Here is a 17,948-nt window from a genome sequence, read left to right as displayed (position 1 = left end):
TATGAAACAATTTTTAAAAAAACACCTGAGTCATTACAAGAAAATAGCAGTTGCTTTTTGTTATTTATTGTTCGCTGTTTGCACGTATGCACAGCAGGATATACCGGTATTTGTTTCGGGAGCCGAAGGGTATGAGAGCTACCGCATTCCGGCATTGATTACATTGCCTGATGGTACGCTCCTGGCTTTTTCTGAAGGCAGAAAACATGGCGCAGCCGACTTTGGCGATATTGATATTATACTCAAAAAAAGTAAGGATAAAGGCAAGACCTGGAGTGTACCGCAATTGGTTGTAAACTACGATTCGCTACAGGCCGGCAATCCTGCACCCGTGGTTGATTTGACCGATCCTGCTTATCCGCAAGGCAGAATTTTTTTGTTTTATAACACCGGAGATAATCACGAAGGGGAAGTAAGAAAAGGTGCCGGGCTGCGCGAAGTGTGGTATATTACTTCGGCAGATGGTGGGCAAAGCTGGTCGGCTGCGGTAAACATTACTACGCAGGTGCATAAGCCTAATCAGCCTCAAAAAAATCCTGCTTATCATTATACCGAAGACTGGCGCAGCTATGCCAATACACCCGGCCATGCAATGCAGTTTGAAAGCGGTAAATATAAAGGAAGAATTTTTGTGTCCGCCAATCACTCTGCGGGCATTCCGCAACAAGCTTTTACCGATTATAAAGCACATGGCTATTACACAGACGATCATGGCAAAACTTTTCATTTAAGTGAAGTGGTGCCTGTTGCCGGTGGCAATGAAGCAATGGCTGCACAATTATCAAGCGATAAATTGATGATGAATATCCGTAACCAGCAGGGTAATATAAAAGAGCGCATTATTGCCATCAGCAGCAACGGCGGTGAAAGCTGGGATACTACTTATTACGACCAAAATCTTCCCGATCCTGTTTGCCAGGGAAGCATTCTTTCGTTTAAAAATAAAAATGGAAAAATGGTACTGGCTGTTTGCAATGATGCAGATACCAGTAAAAGAGATAATCTCACCTTACGCCTCAGTAAAGATGATGGAAAATCGTGGTACAAAAATATAACAGTAGCCAAAAGTCCGCAAGGCTATAAAGGCAACAGTTTTAGCGCCTATTCAGATATAGTACAAATAGATGATAAAACAATTGGTGTTTTGTTCGAAAAAGATAATTATAAAGCGATTGTTTTTACAACGGTTAAATGGCAATAAGATGAGAATAACTGGTTGCGTATGGATGTTTTATGTATGTATTAAATCTGTATTCGCGCAGGTTGTATTACCGCAATACCCCGATAGTATTTTTTCTACATATTATCATCAGCGATGGAGCCATTTTAATACGCTGCCCCAAACAAAAGGCGATATTATTTTCCTTGGTAACAGCATTACGGATGGTGCGGAATGGAGTGAGTTGTTTCAGGATAATCATATCAAAAACAGGGGCATCAGCGGCGACTTTACAGCAGGCGTACTGCACCGGTTGAATGAAGTGGCAGAACGTAAACCCGACAAAGTATTTTTATTGATTGGTGTGAATGATCTGGCACGAAAAATATCAACAGATAGCATTCTGAAAAACCTGTTTTTAATTGCAGACTTTATATACCAGGAAACGCCGGCTACACAGCTTTTTATACAAAGTATTTTACCTGTTAATGATGCGTTTCGCTCCTTTACTATGCATACTAATAAAGGTGACAGTATTCGACTTATAAACAAAGCATTGCAGCAACAGGCAGCACTTCATCATTATACCTATATCGAACTCAACAAAGCATTCAGTGATAAAGAAGGTAAGCTGAACAAAGCATTTACCAATGATGGCTTGCATTTGAAAGGCGAAGGTCATATTTTATGGAAGCATCTGGTGTATCCTTATGTTTATGATTTGCAACCAAAGCCGGCATTGATTCCGTTGCCGCAACAGCTTACTTATGATTCGGGTTATTTTTCTTTGATAGCATGTAAAACCATTGTTATTGAGCAGGATTCTTTACGCAAAGAAGCGCTCTTTTTACAACAGTCGTTATTGAATAAAGGTTTATCAGCAACGATCACCACGAAGGCAGATACCAGCCAGCCTTTTATTCAAATAAAGATTAGCAAAGTGGATGCGCCTATGTTGCCTGAAGAAGCTTATCGCCTGCAGGTAACAGAGAAAAAAGTAACGATGGAAGCCAATACATTACATGGCATTTTTAATGCGGTTCAAACATTCAATCAGCTTGCCCGCGATGGTGTACTTATAGACGCCTGCAACATAACGGATTATCCGGCTTTTGCCTGGCGTGGTTACATGGTGGATGTAGGCCGCAATTATCAGTCGGTAGATTTACTGAAGCAGCAGATTGATGCGATGGCAGCTTATAAACTTAATGTTTTTCATTTTCATCCTACCGAAGATATTGCCTGGCGGCTCGCCGTTAAACAATATCCCCAGCTTACCACACCTGAAAACATGGAGCGCAATAAAGGATTATTTTATACAGAGGATGATATGCAGACATTGATCCGCTATTGTAAAGACCGGTATATCACCTTCGTACCCGAAATAGATATGCCAGGGCATAGTGCCGCCTTTACAAGAGCCATGAAAACGAACATGCAAAGCGACAGCGGTTTGCGTATTATGAAAGATATTCTGAAGTCCTTTTGCAATACTTACAATATTGATTACCTACACATCGGCGGTGATGAAGTAAAAATTACCAATCCGCAATTTTTACCTGACATAATTGCTTACATAGAAAAACTAGGCAAGAAAACTATTGGCTGGATGCCCGGCGGCAATCTTGCTACACAAACCATTCGGCAACTTTGGCAAGGTAATACTCCTATATTGAAAAAGAATGGATTGCAGTATATTGATTCAAGACATTTATATCTCAACCACATGGATCCGCTGGAAAGTGTGGTCACTATTTTCAACCGGAGGATAGGTAATGAAACAGCAGGAAACAACACCATTTTAGGTGGAGAAATATGTGTGTGGCCAGACAGGGCAGTCGCAAACGAAGAAGCAATTTTAAAGCAAAATCCTGTATATCCAGCCATGCTGGCGTTTGCCGAAAGAGCATGGCGCGGCGGTGGCAATGAAGGCTGGGTAGCCAATATTGGTAAACCTGGTGAACCGATGACGCTTGCATTCACCGAATTTGAAAACCTCCTGCTGGACCACAAGCAGGAATACTTTAAGGGAAAACCATTTCCTTATGTAAAACAGACCAACACCATCTGGAACTTTTATGGTCCGTATAGTAATAATGGTGATTTGGCAAAACAGTTTTTGCCCGAGACAACTTCCTTTAATTTCAACAACAATATGCCTGCTTTTAAAGCTGTTGGTGGTACTGTAATTTTGCGGCATTGGTGGGCGCCCATGATAAAAGGTCTGATTGATAAGCCTGCAGAAAATACCACCTGGTATGCGGAAACTAAACTATGGAGTGAGCAGGATATTATACATACATTCTGGATCGGGTTTAATAATCTTTCGCGTTCGCCGGCTACCAATTCTCCCGAGTCCGGCACCTGGAATAACTTGCATAGTTCTATTTGGGTAAACGGTAAAATTATTTCTCCGCCTGCCTGGAAACACGCCGGCATGAAAGGCAATGCAGAAATGCCGCTTGCAGATGAGGGGTACGAATACCGGCAACCAACTGCTATTTATTTGCATAAAGGCTGGAACACGGTGCTTGTGAAACTGCCGGTTGGTTCGTTTGCCGCAGATTGGCAAAACCCGGTAAAATGGATGTTTACATTTGTACAAGTGAACTAAAAGAGATTATTTCCCATTAAATTTGACTGGTAAGATTGGGCGCGGCTACGATTTTCGGAGTTGTTTGTAATTGCGTTTTCAAATGTATGATGCTTGTCGGTTACGTTTGATTATCGCATAATAGTATTTAACGTGAGTTCGTGGTGTTTTGCGCTGTAAAATAATTTAGCAGGTAAAATGATTGATTAAGTTTCAGTCTGAATTCAACAATCCTGATTTAAAACAACAAAATTGTCTATCCAAATAACTCATTTACAACTTAGAACTAAAATCAGCTGTTGAAAATCAATAAATAAACACCCCCGACTCACGTTAAGTTATATAAAAAACAAGACGCGCTTCGCTTCAACTTTGCCCATTGCACCTGAAAATTTTTTAAAGTTGTACGTAGTTTTGTTAAAAAAGTTGTCTTTTAAGCAAGCACAAGAAATCTCTTTATTCTAATGATGCTGAGACTGCCTTGCAATTGCCGGCTATAAAAACGAATGCGAAAAAACCTGACTGAAATACACGCGCTGCAAAAACGTATCTGCTATAGTAGTGATGAAGCTGCTTTTGCTGCCTTGTTCCGGCTTTTCTATCAATCGCTGTATCACTTTGCAATGCAATATGTGCACAAACATGAGGTTGCCGAAGAAGTGGTGAACGATGTGTTTGTAAAAATCTGGAAACAGCGGGCTACATTATTGGATATTCAGAATGTAGAAAGCTATTTGTTTATTGCTGTAAAAAACGGATCACTGAATTATATCAAGCAATACTCGCATTATCATGTAGCAATAGATGATGAAAATACTGGTAAACTAATAAGCCTGCACAACCCGGAGCAGGATATGGAGTGGAAAGAATTGTATTTTAAGTTGCAACAGGCGGTTAATAACCTCCCCGATCAGTGCCGCGTTGTATTCCGTTTGGTAAAAGAAGAAGGCTTCCGGATGAAAGAAGTAGCCGGGATATTAGGCATTTCTCCCCGTACTGTTGAAACCCAGTTATATCGTGCCATTAAGCGTTTAGACGGCATATTAAATGAGCAGTACAAACCGAAAGCAAATAACCGTGATAAGCTTGTTTCCATTATCATTTTCATAATCACTTCACTGGTGGCAGGACTGCAATAAAATTGTATGCTGTAAGTAATTACGCAAAATGCACTGTCTTATTTCTTAACCAGCAATCATCATGACTCAAAACAGATTTGTTTATTTAATCAGCCGGGAACTTTCGGGAGATGCATCGCCGGAAGAAGAGCTGGAATTGCAAAATATGCTGAAGGAGGATGTGTTGTTGCTGAAGAAATACGGTGCTTTTCAAAAGATGCGTATGCAGCAGGCGAAAGACAAACAACCTGATGTTGAACAAGCATTGGAAAAAGTATGGATGCAAATAGCGCAGGACAGCAGCAACAATGCTGATAAAAAAGGGGCAGAAAAAAAGCGGAACAACCTCCGTTTTATGCGCCTCACCGGCATTGCAGCGACAGTTATTTTGTTGGTTGGTGTTGGTTTATTCTATGTAATGATGAAAAAAAAACAAGCACCTGCCGGTATATCAGATATTACATTGTTTGAAAAATCTTTTAATCCTATTGAGAAGCAAAATGTAAAGGGTACAAAATCTTCCATCGTACTTTCTGACGGCAGCAAGATATGGCTGAATGCCGATAGCAAATTGGAATACCCGGGTGTATTTGAAGGTAAAACGAGAGAAGTGTATCTGAGCGGAGAAGCTTTTTTTGAAGTGGCTAAGAACCCTGCCCGGCCGTTTATTATTCATCTGGATAATGGTACGGTGCGTGTGTTGGGCACCTCGTTCAACATCAAAGCATATAAAGGCAGTGAGGTGGTTGAAACATCGGTCTCCACAGGTCGTGTTGCATTTATACCAAAAAAGAAAAAGGCGCATAATACCAACGATACAACCTTTCTTACGCATAATATAAAAGCAGTTTACAGTGTGGAAACCGGCGAGATAAGAACACTTGCCACCGTAAGCAGCGATGATAAAGCCTGGACTGAAGGCAAGCTGATTTTTAAAGCGCTTACCTTTAAAGACATTGCTACAGAACTGGAAAGAACATTTGGTAAGAAGATAGTGTTTGAAGATGAAGATATAAAACAATACCGGCTCACAGGTTCTTTTGGAAATAACAGCCTGGATGAGATATTATATTATTTGTCTCTGTCGAAGCCTTTTGCCTATCATATCTCTGATGAAGAAATTGTAATCAATAAAGTTGCATCGTCCAGGTAACCAGCATATATCATGCAGCCGGTGAGATAAGAGGCGTGTTGTTTTGATTGATTTTGTAAATAGTTTTAAATAGTTGAGTATGCTATTATGTAAGCAACGCAATAGCACCGTAAAGCCGATGATCTTAATTAAATAATTGCTTGTATGAAAAAAGAAAAGCCCACTTTGCGTAAGGGAAAAGCCGGATCTCCATACGTTTTTTTTAAGTCGTTTTTTATTTGTACGCTGCTCATTGTTGCAGCCAACGGATATACGCAAGAAGTATATGCCTTTCAATCACCCTCCAGGCAAAACAGTCGTCAACAGCAGAAAATAAATCTTCATGCAAAAGATGAAAAGCTATCTGTCATTTTAGACAAAATTGAAAAGCAGGTGGCCTATGTATTTGTTTATTCAAATGATGATGTAAATGCCACGCAGCGTATATCGGTGGATGTAAATAATGCTGATATCACCGATGTAATGCAAATTATTTCCAAACAGATAGACAAAGACTATGAAGTGGTAAACGATAAAATCATTTTGCGCAGCAAACAGAAAGGCGCTACTAATAGCAGTTCCCAAAGTGCTGCCAATACGATGAGCAATCTGGAGAGCGCTACTACTTACTTTAGCCATCAGCAGGCCGATATTGTAGTAAACGGAAAAGTAATGGACGACAAAGGCGCACCCATAAGTGGTGCAAGCGTTACTTTAAAAGGAACAAAAACCGGTACAATTACAGATGAAAATGGAAACTATACGTTGCGCATAGCCGATGAGCAATCCACCGGAACACTGGTGTTTTCTTCCGTTGGTTTTACGGCAAGAGAAGAGCCGATTAATGGAAGAAAAGCAATCAACATAACGCTGGTTGCAGCAGACAATGCCTTGAACGATGTAGTGGTAGTTGGTTACAGCACACAGAAGCGTTCTTCGGTAACAGGCGCAGTAGATGTAGTAGGGCATAAAGCGCTGGAAGATCGCCCGGTTACCAACCTTACACTTGCTTTACAGGGCACCTCACCCAATCTTATTATCCAGCAAAATAATTTTGAGCCCGGACAAAGTCCCAACTTAAACATCAGAGGATTAGGCACGCTGGGCGATAATACGCCGCTGGTAGTAATTGATGGTATCCTGGGCGGTGACATCAATTTGATTAACCCGAATGATGTGGCTACTATTTCTATTTTGAAAGATGCCGGTGCGGCAGCAATTTATGGCTCGCGTGCTGCTAACGGCGTTATCCTGATAACCACTAAAAAAGGTAGTAAAAATACAAAGCCAACAGTAAGTTATTCGGGCAACTACGGCATACAATCACCGCGTATCACCTACAAGCCGGTAGATGCATGGGAAAATGCGTATTATAAAAATGTATCGCTGGTCAATTCGGGACTTGCACCGGCTTATACGCCTGAGCAGATACAAGCCTTTATGGAAAATGGCAATGGTGACTGGCGCGTTGAAAATATTGTGCACGATGCGCCGCAGCAATCGCATAATATTACGGTAAACGGCGGTGGTGCCAACAGCACCTATCTGCTTTCTGCAGGCTACCTTAACCAGCAGAATAATTTTGTTGGTCCCGATTATGGTTACAAGCGTTACAACGTGCGTTTGAATCTCTCTAACGACATTGGAAAGCTAAAGCTGAATACTATCGTTAGCTACACGAAAGTGCAGAATAAAGATCATTCTTTCAATGCAGGAACTTTAATGGTAGATGCGAGCCGTGTGCCCCTGTATTATTCATTTCAGGACACGGCAGGAAACTATTTGACCAACCCGGTTTCTGCCGAACTAAATCCGAAAGGCATCTTAGAAAAAGGCGGCTATCGCAAGCATGACGATGATGAATTTTTTGGCAACTTCAGTGCAGAATATTCCATTACCAAAGATTTAAAAGTACGCGGTTTGTTTGGCGGAACGATACGATCTAATAATGAATTTGACAGGGTAATGCCAATTAGTTTTACGCCTGGCGGCTCATATGGCAGCAACCGCGATGTGGGTAATGTTAATTCCAAATCGCTGTTTACCAATGTGCAGCTCATTGCCCAATACACAAAGGAATTTGGTAATCATAACATAGATGTATTGGTAGGGGGCTCTAACGAGTCATTTGACAGCAAAGGCAGTGCGCTGTTCATGATATTAACCGATCCTGCCTTGGGCATTCCTACTACCGGAACCACCATTGATCCTGCCCGCAGCTATACTACCAATGATGCCACTACCGAAACCAGCCTTAATTCACTATTTGGCAGAGTATCGTATAACTACAATCAGAAATATTTTGCTGAGTTTAATTTCCGCGAAGATGCTTCCTCAAAGTTTGCAGCAGGCAACCGGGCGGGCTTCTTTCCATCGGGCTCACTTGCCTGGCGTGTAAGTGAAGAAGACTTTATGCAAAACATCAGGAACAGCATCAGCAATCTTAAGCTGCGCGCTTCGTATGGCGTTCTTGGCAATCAGAATGTAAATGCTTACCAATACCAAACTACATTCTTCAATTATCCTAATGCGTATGGTTTTAACAACAATGTCGTTGGCGGTGCTGGTTACACGCTGGGCAATCCCGATCTGACCTGGGAAAGAGCGGCTACTTTCAATGCTGGTGTGGATGCCGGGTTCTTTAATGACCGGCTGAGTGTTTCTTTTGATTATTTTGATAAAACAACCAGCGATATTTTATACCAGCGCGAAGACGTACCGCAGTTGTTTGGCGCCGGTTTCCCTTCCTATAATGTAGCAAAAGTGCGCAACCGGGGCTGGGAAGCCAAAGCTACTTACAATATTCCGGGCAAGACCGTAGTGCAAACTATCAGTGCCAACATAGCTGATAACCTGAACGAACTGCTGGAGCTTACTTCCGGTGCTACAGAACAAGTGCTGGGCAAAGAAGAGTTTCAGTTCTTGCGCCGCGTAGGCCAGCCTATTACGATGTATTACGGCTATAAACGCAATGGCTATTTCCAAAACCTCGATGACCTTAAAGGCTATCCCAAATTTGCCAACCAGGTAGTATCGCCCGGCGATGTAAAATTTGTTGACCGTAATGGCGATGGCGTTATTGATGATAATGATAAGTTTATTCTTGGTAATCCGTTTCCGCGCTACACATTTGGTTTCACCTATACCATTGCTGTTAAAGGGTTTGATATGCTGCTGTTTGTGCAGGGCGTAGGTAAAAGAGATGCCATGATCCGCGGTGAGCAGGTAGAGCCTTTCCATGTGGGGTACGGCGGTACTATGTACACGCACCAAACCGATTTCTGGACGCCAACTAATCCTGATGCCAAGTGGCCCAAACTGTCTGAAAACGGCTCTGCTGATAATGCTAATAACTATCGTACCGGCTCCGACATCTTTTTATTTAATGCAGCGTATGCGCGTTTAAAAAATCTGCAGGTGGGTTATACTATTCCACAGCGCATTACCTCAAAAGCAGGGATGAGCAAAGTGCGCATTTATTTTACAGGTCAAAACCTCCTTACGCTTACCAAGCTTTCTTTTCTCGATCCTGAAATTACAGAGTTTAATAACAATACCGCTCTTAGTGCCGGTGCTAATAGTGCCCGCGCTTACTTTCTGCCCGTATTTTATGGTGGTGGTATAGATATTACGTTTTAAAAACTACAAAAAAGAACTATGAAATATTGTTTGTCTATACATAAATTTTTTTGGCTGTGTATACTGGTCATGTTTGCGACAGGGTGTAAAAAATTGGATCTGGCACCAACCGACCGCTATACGGAACTTACTTTTTGGCAATCGGATGAAAATGTGAATAACGCACTGAACAATTGCTATAATGGCATTTACAACAGCGGTTTAGTTTTTTACAATGAGGGGCTCTCCGATAATGCGGTTGCCAAACCAAGTAGCGGCAACGGCACGAGTACCATTGCCAGCGGCAACTTTACACCTACGCTCGACCGTTTCCGCAGCGACTGGGCATTTTATTACGGCGGCATTAAGTCGTGCAATATATTTCTGGAAAATGTAGATAAAAATACAACACTGCCCGAGGCAACTAAAGAAAGAATGAAAGCAGAAGTGCGGTTCATCCGCGCCTGGCATCACTTTAACCTGATGAAATGGTATGGCGATGTGCCGCTATTAGATCATGATATTACACCCGACGAAGCCAAAACCATTGCCCGCACGCCAAAGGCAGAAGTTGAAAAGTTCATTAGTGATGAATTGGATGCAGTAGCAGCTATATTGCCTGCCAATACACAATATGACGATGCGGACAGGGGGCGCATTACCAAAGGCGCTGCGCTGGCGCTGAAAGCAAGAATGCTGCTGTATGATGGTGATAAGATGCAGGATGTTGTAAATATTTGTGAGCAACTCATAAACAATCAGGCAGAAAACGGAACTTATGGGTTAGCGGCTAATTACAGCGACCTGTTCAGCAATATGGATGTAAACAAAACCAGTAACGAAAGCATTTTTGCATTGCAATATGTGCCTACGCTTCGCACCTGGGGCGATTATTTTGACTTTGCGCCTATTTCTGCCGGAGCACGTACTACCGGCTTGTCGCCCACGCAGGAACTGGTAAATTCGTATATCATGCTCAACGGAAAAAGGATTGATGAGGCTGGTTCCGGTTATGATGAAAATGATCCTTACTCAGGTCGTGACCCACGCCTGACGGCAACGATTGTGTATGATCAATACGAATGGAAAAATCCGGATGGCAGCACGCAAATTATTTATATAAACGAGGCTAAAAGACCAACAGGAAAAGATTCAAGCAATGTTTATAGCAACGCAGGTCAGGGCACTCAAACTGGTTATTACTGGCGGAAATATTGGGACCCAAATCATACTCCACCGGGTCTTAGCTCAGGTCTGAATATTCACTTGATCCGCTATGCCGAAGTATTGCTGATGTATGCCGAAGCAAAGAATGCATTGGGACAAATGACCGGGGATGTTTGGAACCAAACAATCCGCCCTTTACGGGAACGTGCCGGCTTTACCGATGAAGGCGCTTTAGACTATCCGGGCAGCGGTGCCGATATGACCGCCATAATCCGTAATGAGCGCCGGAGCGAGTTTGCGATGGAGGGCATCCGTATTGACGATATCCGCCGCTGGAAGACAGCAGAAACAGTGCTGAATGAATGGGCGCATGGCGCCAAATATGGCGACCCTACGGTGGACAATGGTTACATCCGGGCACAGCTACGGGTGTTTGACCCAAGCAAACATTACCTGTGGCCTATTCCGCCAGCAGAAATCTCGTTGGATCCGAACCTTTCCCAAAATCCTAATTATTAATTTAAAAAAGCAAAAAGAACGGTTATGAAATATACGATTGCCAAAAGCGCTTTCTTCTTTTTATTGGTTTGTCTCATATTCAACCATTGTAAAAAAGATACCAGAGACATTGACCTGAACCTCACTGCAGTGCCTACTTTGTTTGCACCGGATGATAATGCATATATCAAATTGGATCCTACTACAAATCCAACACATGTATTCCAATGGGATCAGGCAAGAGCTGCAGATGGCTCGCTGGTGCTGTATGAAGTAGCATTTGACCAGGTGGGTGGCGATTTTTCCAAACCTTTTTATACCAAAGTGTCAGATGGCGGCGGCGTACAAAATCAGTTGACGCTTACTGATGGTGATCTTAGTAAAATAGCAGCTTTGGGCGGTGCAGCATTCTTTGAGCGCAAGCAGTTTATCTGGACGGTGCTGGCTTCAAAAGGTACCAACGTAGTACCGGCTTCCGAAATGCGCACCATTGACCTGGAACGTCCGGGCGGCTTTGATGTGTTGCCTTCTAAACTATACATTACCGGCAGTGCTACCGAAGGTGGGGAAGATTTGGCAAACGCGTTGCAAATGCGGCAAACCGCAGCAGGTGAATTTGAAATTTTTACCAAACTAAAGCCCGGCACTTACCAGTTTGTGGATGCTACCTCGGGCACGCCCAACAAATATTATACATTCACCAAAAACGGTGCTTTAACTATCGGTGTAGATAGCATGATGACTTATACCGATACGCCAAAAGTTGTGCGCATCAATCTTGACTTTAATAACATTAATGCTAAGTATGCTACGGTAAAAACGATGCAGTTTTGGTATTGCCAGGCAAATGATTTTCTGTTTACGCTGCCTTACGAAGGGAATGGGGTATGGCGCTACAATGGCTGGACGGTAAACCTGCTACAAGCGCCCTGGGGATTGGAAGACCGCTATAAATACAAGATGACGATAGACGATGGTACCGGCGATAAAGATCAATGGGTGAACTCTACCTTTAATGACCCCCCTGGCCAGGACGGACAATATCCCAGTACGCCCGAATATCGGGAAATTAATCTGGATGTAAACAATGGCAGCCAGTGGGATTGGGGCTGGAAGGTGGACCGCAACTATCTGACACAAGGCAGCATTGCCGATTTCTGGGTTTCCCTTAGCGGCAGCGACAGTACTTATACGCAGAATTATGAGAAAGAGTAACAGATAAAGAGTAGTTTGAATACATTACGCCGGTTGTTTAACCGGCGTTTGTTTATGAGTGTTTTGATGGAATAAGGTTGACATGGATTGCATCCAATGAGGCGGAAGATTATGCTGCTGTTGGCTAGGAACAATGCTACTTTAACCATATTAATGAAAAAATAAAATACACAGAATATGTTGAAAAAGATGGGTATAAGAAAAACAGCTGTTGCGCTTTTTTGTGTGATTGGTTTATCATCGTGCCTTAAACAGAACCCGGATACGCCGCCTGTGGTAACACCGCCAACAGATAGCAACAACGTTGTAATATACGACTGGAATAAGATTGCAGACAGCGCACAAACTTCCATGAATTTATTCTGGTCGCCATCAGATAAATACTATTTACAAACCAACACGGCTACCGACTGGGCGCAATACTGGCCCAATGCACATGCACTGGATATAGCAGTAGATGGCTATGTACGTACTTCATCGGCTACTTTCAAAGGGAGAATGAGCGACCTCATTGCGGGCGTGTATGCAAAAAACGGCAACACCTGGATTAACTATTATTATGACGATATGGAATGGATGGCGCTTGCCAACCTGCGTGCCTATGCAGCTACCAATGATGTTGCTTTTAAAAATGTAACGGACGTATTATGGGCTGATATAAAAAGCGGCTGGAGCGATGCTTTGGGCGGTGGTATCTGGTGGCGCAAAGACAATTCTTCGAAGAATACACCTTCTAATATGCCGGCAGCTATTTTAGCGGCCCGCTTATATGAGGCATTTAAGAATGACGATGATTTGAACTGGGCAAAGAAAATTTATGCCTGGGAAAAAAGCGTTTTGTATGAAAGCACCACCGGGTTGGTATATGATAATATTGCCAGTGATGGCACCAAAAACACCTCCTGGAAGTTTACCTATAATCAGGGTACTTTTATTGGCGCTGCTTTGGAACTGTATAAAATAACCAATGATGTGACTTATTTGAATGATGCCATCAAAGCAGCAGACTATACGCTGAACAGCGGCTTTTATACTTCCAGCGGTGTATTGAAAGATGAAGGTGGCGGCGATGGTGGTTTATTCAAGGGCGTGTTTATACGTCACTTCAACCGGCTGATTATTGAAGGCGGAGTAGAAGCCGGTAAGAAAACAATCTATATTAATTTTATAAAGAAGTGTGGTGAAACATTGTGGAGCAAAGGCACTAATAAAGATTATGTTTTGTTTGGCAGTGCGTGGGATAAGGCACCGGGCAGCAGTGTTGATTTTACCGTGCAGGAAAGTGGTGTAATGTTGTTGGAGGCATTAGCGGAATTGAAGAAGCTAAATCTGGTTGATTAGTTATAGAAGAATTGCTTTTGCTGCTTCACCTGATATTATCTGCTTTCATTGCTTAATAAATTCTTGTAAAAATGAAGAAGTTGTTCAAAAATAGAAGGTTCAGTGTATTAATCATGCTGCTGTTCGTCATCGGTAATGCTCATGCACAAACAACTAATAAAGATACTGTAAAAAGTAAAGAAGATTTTTCGGATGACTGGGCAGCACTATCGCACTATGCTAAAGAAAATGAAACCTTGCCTCCACCGACAGAAGGAGAAAACCGTGTTGTTTTTTTAGGAAGTTCCATTTTTGAAAGATGGAAAGATGCAGACCCTGCTTTCTTCAACAATCACGCTTATATAGACCGGGGCATCAGCGGGCAGATTGCACCACAACTCCTTATTCGTTTCCGGCAGGATGTGATTGGTTTGAAACCAAAAGCGGTTATCATTCTGGCTGGCAGTAACGATATTGCAGCGAATAAAGGCCATATAACCTATGAACGGATTATGGATAATATTCAATCAATGGCAGAACTGGCAACACTACACGGTATTAAAGTAATTTTATGTAAATACCTGCCTATATATGATTATCCATGGCGAAAAGGGTTGCAACCTGCCAACAAAATTATTGCTTTAAACAAACTAATCGAGGCGTATGCAATCGCCAATCATTTTACGATACTCGATTACTTTACACCTTTGGTTGATGAACGCAATGGTCAGAAAGCGGAACTAACAACTGATGGCGTGCATCCAAATGTGGCAGGTTATAAAGTAATGGAAAAGGTAACAGAGAAAGCTATACAGGAAGCTTTACAATAAGGATAAATCTGAGTGATTAAATGGCAAACGTTGGGTAGGTAAAAAGGGGCGGCAGTAACTTTATAAAACATAGAATTAATTTCTTAAATAATAATCTTAAATCATCCATATTATGTTTAAAACTTCCTTTTTCATTTTGTTTGTTGCAAGTTGTATCTTTTATGCATGCTCCTCTTCCAAAGCAAATTCAGCAAGCGAACAGCCTAATACATTAACGCAAAAAGAAAAAAATAATGGTTGGGTATTGTTATTTGATGGTAAAACAACCAATGGCTGGCATACCTACAATAAGAATGCAGTAACTAAAAACTGGAAGGTAGTTGATGGTGCATTGGTAATGGACCCTACCTCAAAAGACAAGGAAAATAATGGAGATTTGGTTACTAATAATACATACGAAAACTTTGAGTTTTCAACTGACTGGAAAATCTCCGAAGGTGGAAACAGCGGAATTATTTTTGACATAAAAGAAGACCCGAAGTTTCGCAACACGTACAACACCGGCGCTGAAATGCAGGTGCTTGATAATATAAAAGCAGATGATAATAAAAAAGAAAATCACTTGGCGGGTTTGCTATACGATATGTCGGGCACCGCTGCTTTATCAAAACCTAAAGCAGTAGGAGCGTGGAACCAGGTACGGATAATCCAAAACAAAGGACATCTTACTTTTTATTTCAATGGCATTAAAACAGTTGACGTGCAGGAAGGAAGTGAGGAGTGGAAAAATATGGTTGCTAACAGCAAGTTTAAAAGCTGGCAAAATTTTATGACTTCCCCGGAGGGAAAAATAGCTTTCCAGGATCATGGTCATGAAGTGGCTTTTCGTAATGTTAAGCTCAGACAGCTTTAATTTTTTACGTCATTCACTTCTTAATTGGTGCATTTCAAAGTCTCGCTGAGCGTTATTATCTGCCAGTCATTTCTTTGAAAAAAACTAATGTATAAAGCAACTGTTTTCTTCCAATAAAACATCCTTTTAGAAACGACTAACAGACGGTAACGGCTTAGCAAGCATTGATGATGGGAATGTGTAATACCAATAAAAGAATTACAAAGCATACATTTTTTCCTAATCGTGTTTATTTTTTTCAAATAGAGAGTTTACTGCATAAAAGATGACAAATAAAATAGAAAATATTTCAGGGCTCCTGTTGGCAATACTCTTTGCATCCTGTTTAACTGCAACGGAAGGTAAAAGTCAAACAGCCACCAGATATACAAAATATGTCAATCCGTTCATTGGCACTGCACCGTTGTTGGATCCTAAAATTATTGGGTACACGCCGCCAAAGGGCTGGCGGGTTTGGGCCGGGCTTACATATCCCGGCAGTGCATTGCCCAATGCAATGGTTCAGCTCAGCCCGATAACGGAATATCATACCGGTGCAGGTTATGAGTATGAAGACACCGTTATTTATGGATTTACCCATACCAACAAAGGGCATTGGAATCTTTGTAATATTCCTATACTGCCGGTGTCGGGCGCCGGAAGTACTGGTGGTAAATTCAGCTCTCGTTTCTCCCATAAAAATGAAAGCGCTTCACCCGATTTTTATCATGTGTTTCTGGATGATTATAAAGTGGATGTAAACCTTACTTCTACATTACGGTGCGGATATCATCAGTATAAGTACGCTAATAACAACAACCGGCAAATTCTGTTTGACCTTTCAAAAGCGAATAACAGGGTAATAGATTGGAATATAGAACAGGTTGACAAGTATGCGTTGCAAGGCTACCAGGATGTGGGGAATGAGAAAGTTTATTTTTATGCAACGCTCAATACCCGGATTGAGCAATTGGAAAAGCAAAGTGATACCAAAGATGGTTTTGCATTGGTGCATCTTGGCAATAACAGCAAGGAACCTGTTGAGTTGAAGATTGGATTGTCTTATGTTAGTACTCAAAATGCAAAGCAAAATCTTGAAAAAGAAATAGGCAATAAGTCCTTTGCAGAAGTGCATAAAGAAGGTACACAAATTTGGGAAAGCCTGTTGTCTAAAGTGCAGGTAAAAGGTGGTACCGAAAAGCAAAAGGAGTTATTTTATTCTTCTTTATACAGGGCCTTTCAGTGGCCGGCATTGCGCAGTGATATAAACGGAGAATACACCGATGTAAAAGGCAACGTGATAAAGGCAGACTTTAATTATTATGCAATTCCTTCTTTGTGGGATACGTACCGCAACAAGCTGGTGCTGCTGAGTATGCTATCGCCCAAAGTAACGTTAGATGTAATTAAATCCTTACAGGATATTGGTGATAAAACAGGTTTTATTCCCACCTTTTTTCACGGCGACCATGCTGCCGCTTTTATCGCCGGTGCTTATCAAAGAGGCATCAATGATTTTGATGTAAAGGATGTGTATCGCTTGTTACTGAGCAACGCAAATATAGAAGGCGGAACACGTCCCTATATATCAGAATATATTCAAAAAGGATACATCTCAACGCCTGCAATAGATTCTCCCTGGGTGGAAACCAAAGCCAAAGCCGCGGTTGCCAAAACACTGGAATATGCGTTTGATGATTATTCGGTTGCACAGCTATCTAAAGTGCTTAACGACACAGCTAATTACAGGATACTCATGGAAAGGTCAAAAAATTATAAGCATGTTTTTGATCCATCCACCCGCTTTATGAGAGGCAAATTGGAGAACGGTGATTGGGTTAAAAATTTCAATCCGCAATACCCGTATTACGAGTACATGTACCGGGAGGCGAATGCATGGCAGGTATCTTTTTTTGCACCGCACGACATGCCGGGATTGATTGCACTGTATGGCGGTGAAAAAGGTTTTGAAGCAAAGCTCGATTCCTTTTTTACAGTGCCTTGGAACCCGCATTATATTGCACGCAATGTATCGAGTTTTATAGGGCAGTATTGCCACGGCAACCAGCCAGACCATGAAGCACCTTTCTCTTATTATTTTATCGGCAAGCCCGAAAAGTCTCAAAAAATTTTGGACACTATTATGGAGCGCCTGTATGGAATAGGAGAGTACGGCTTGGCGCTTTGCGGCATGGATGATGCCGGTGAAATGTCGGCATGGTATGTTTTCAGCTCCACCGGACTGTATCCGTTTACTGCTACAGATACAAAATATATCGTTTCTGTTCCGCTGTTTGATGAAGTGAAATGGCAGGTGAACGATAAAAAGCCTTTAATTATAAAGAAAACCGGTAGTGGCAGACAAATGAATGCAATTACTGTAAACAATAAAACCAATAATGGTTATTTTATTGACTACGACCTATTTAAAGATGGTGGTGAGTTAAAAGTGCAAACAAAATAAAT

The 17,948-nt window shown here is 41.8% G+C and carries 11 protein-coding genes; all 11 read left to right on the top strand.

Annotated features, from left to right (window positions below; all coding sequences use genetic code 11):
- The first annotated feature begins 1 nt into the window (after position 1).
- The 11 genes from FC093_RS04970 (at position 2) to FC093_RS04920 (ending at position 17,946) form a co-directional block, all read left to right on the top strand.
- A complete protein-coding gene (locus FC093_RS04970) occupies positions 2–1,201 on the top strand; it encodes a sialidase family protein (RefSeq protein ID WP_137260629.1) in 1,200 nt (399 codons plus the stop codon).
- A 1-nt stretch (position 1,202) separates the two neighbouring features.
- Positions 1,203–3,773 carry a family 20 glycosylhydrolase gene (locus tag FC093_RS04965; protein ID WP_137260628.1) on the top strand — a complete coding sequence of 857 codons (2,571 nt, stop codon included), beginning with the start codon at positions 1,203–1,205 and terminating at the stop codon, positions 3,771–3,773.
- A 485-nt stretch (positions 3,774–4,258) separates the two neighbouring features.
- Entirely contained in the window at positions 4,259–4,891 is a 633-nt protein-coding gene (locus tag FC093_RS04960) for an RNA polymerase sigma-70 factor (RefSeq protein WP_137260627.1), read from the top strand.
- Positions 4,892–4,952: 61 nt separating this feature from the next.
- On the top strand, positions 4,953–6,023 hold the full coding sequence (locus tag FC093_RS04955; protein WP_137260626.1) for a FecR family protein: 1,071 nt from the start codon (positions 4,953–4,955) through the stop codon (positions 6,021–6,023).
- A 144-nt stretch (positions 6,024–6,167) separates the two neighbouring features.
- A complete protein-coding gene (locus FC093_RS04950) occupies positions 6,168–9,641 on the top strand; it encodes a TonB-dependent receptor (protein WP_137260625.1) in 3,474 nt (1,157 codons plus the stop codon).
- Positions 9,642–9,734: 93 nt separating this feature from the next.
- Positions 9,735–11,306: a RagB/SusD family nutrient uptake outer membrane protein gene (locus FC093_RS04945; RefSeq protein ID WP_240743194.1), complete on the top strand. Its 1,572-nt coding sequence runs from the start codon at positions 9,735–9,737 to the stop codon at positions 11,304–11,306.
- 24 nt (positions 11,307–11,330) lie between these two features.
- Positions 11,331–12,500 carry a SusE domain-containing protein gene (locus FC093_RS04940; RefSeq protein ID WP_137260623.1) on the top strand — a complete coding sequence of 390 codons (1,170 nt, stop codon included), beginning with the start codon at positions 11,331–11,333 and terminating at the stop codon, positions 12,498–12,500.
- 177 nt (positions 12,501–12,677) lie between these two features.
- Entirely contained in the window at positions 12,678–13,841 is a 1,164-nt protein-coding gene (locus FC093_RS04935; RefSeq protein WP_137260622.1) for a glycoside hydrolase family 76 protein, read from the top strand.
- Between the two features lie 71 nt (positions 13,842–13,912).
- Entirely contained in the window at positions 13,913–14,650 is a 738-nt protein-coding gene (locus FC093_RS04930) for a GDSL-type esterase/lipase family protein (protein WP_137260621.1), read from the top strand.
- Between the two features lie 112 nt (positions 14,651–14,762).
- Entirely contained in the window at positions 14,763–15,503 is a 741-nt protein-coding gene (locus FC093_RS04925; RefSeq protein WP_137260620.1) for a 3-keto-disaccharide hydrolase, read from the top strand.
- 265 nt (positions 15,504–15,768) lie between these two features.
- A complete protein-coding gene (locus FC093_RS04920; RefSeq protein ID WP_137260619.1) occupies positions 15,769–17,946 on the top strand; it encodes a GH92 family glycosyl hydrolase in 2,178 nt (725 codons plus the stop codon).
- Positions 17,947–17,948: the final 2 nt, after the last annotated feature.

Origin of the sequence: Ilyomonas limi, from assembly GCF_005233845.1 — a bacterium.
GTDB lineage: Bacteria > Bacteroidota > Bacteroidia > Chitinophagales > Chitinophagaceae > Ilyomonas > Ilyomonas limi.
Note: the sequence above shows the minus strand (reverse complement) of the source record. Positions and strands in the feature narration are given on the sequence as shown.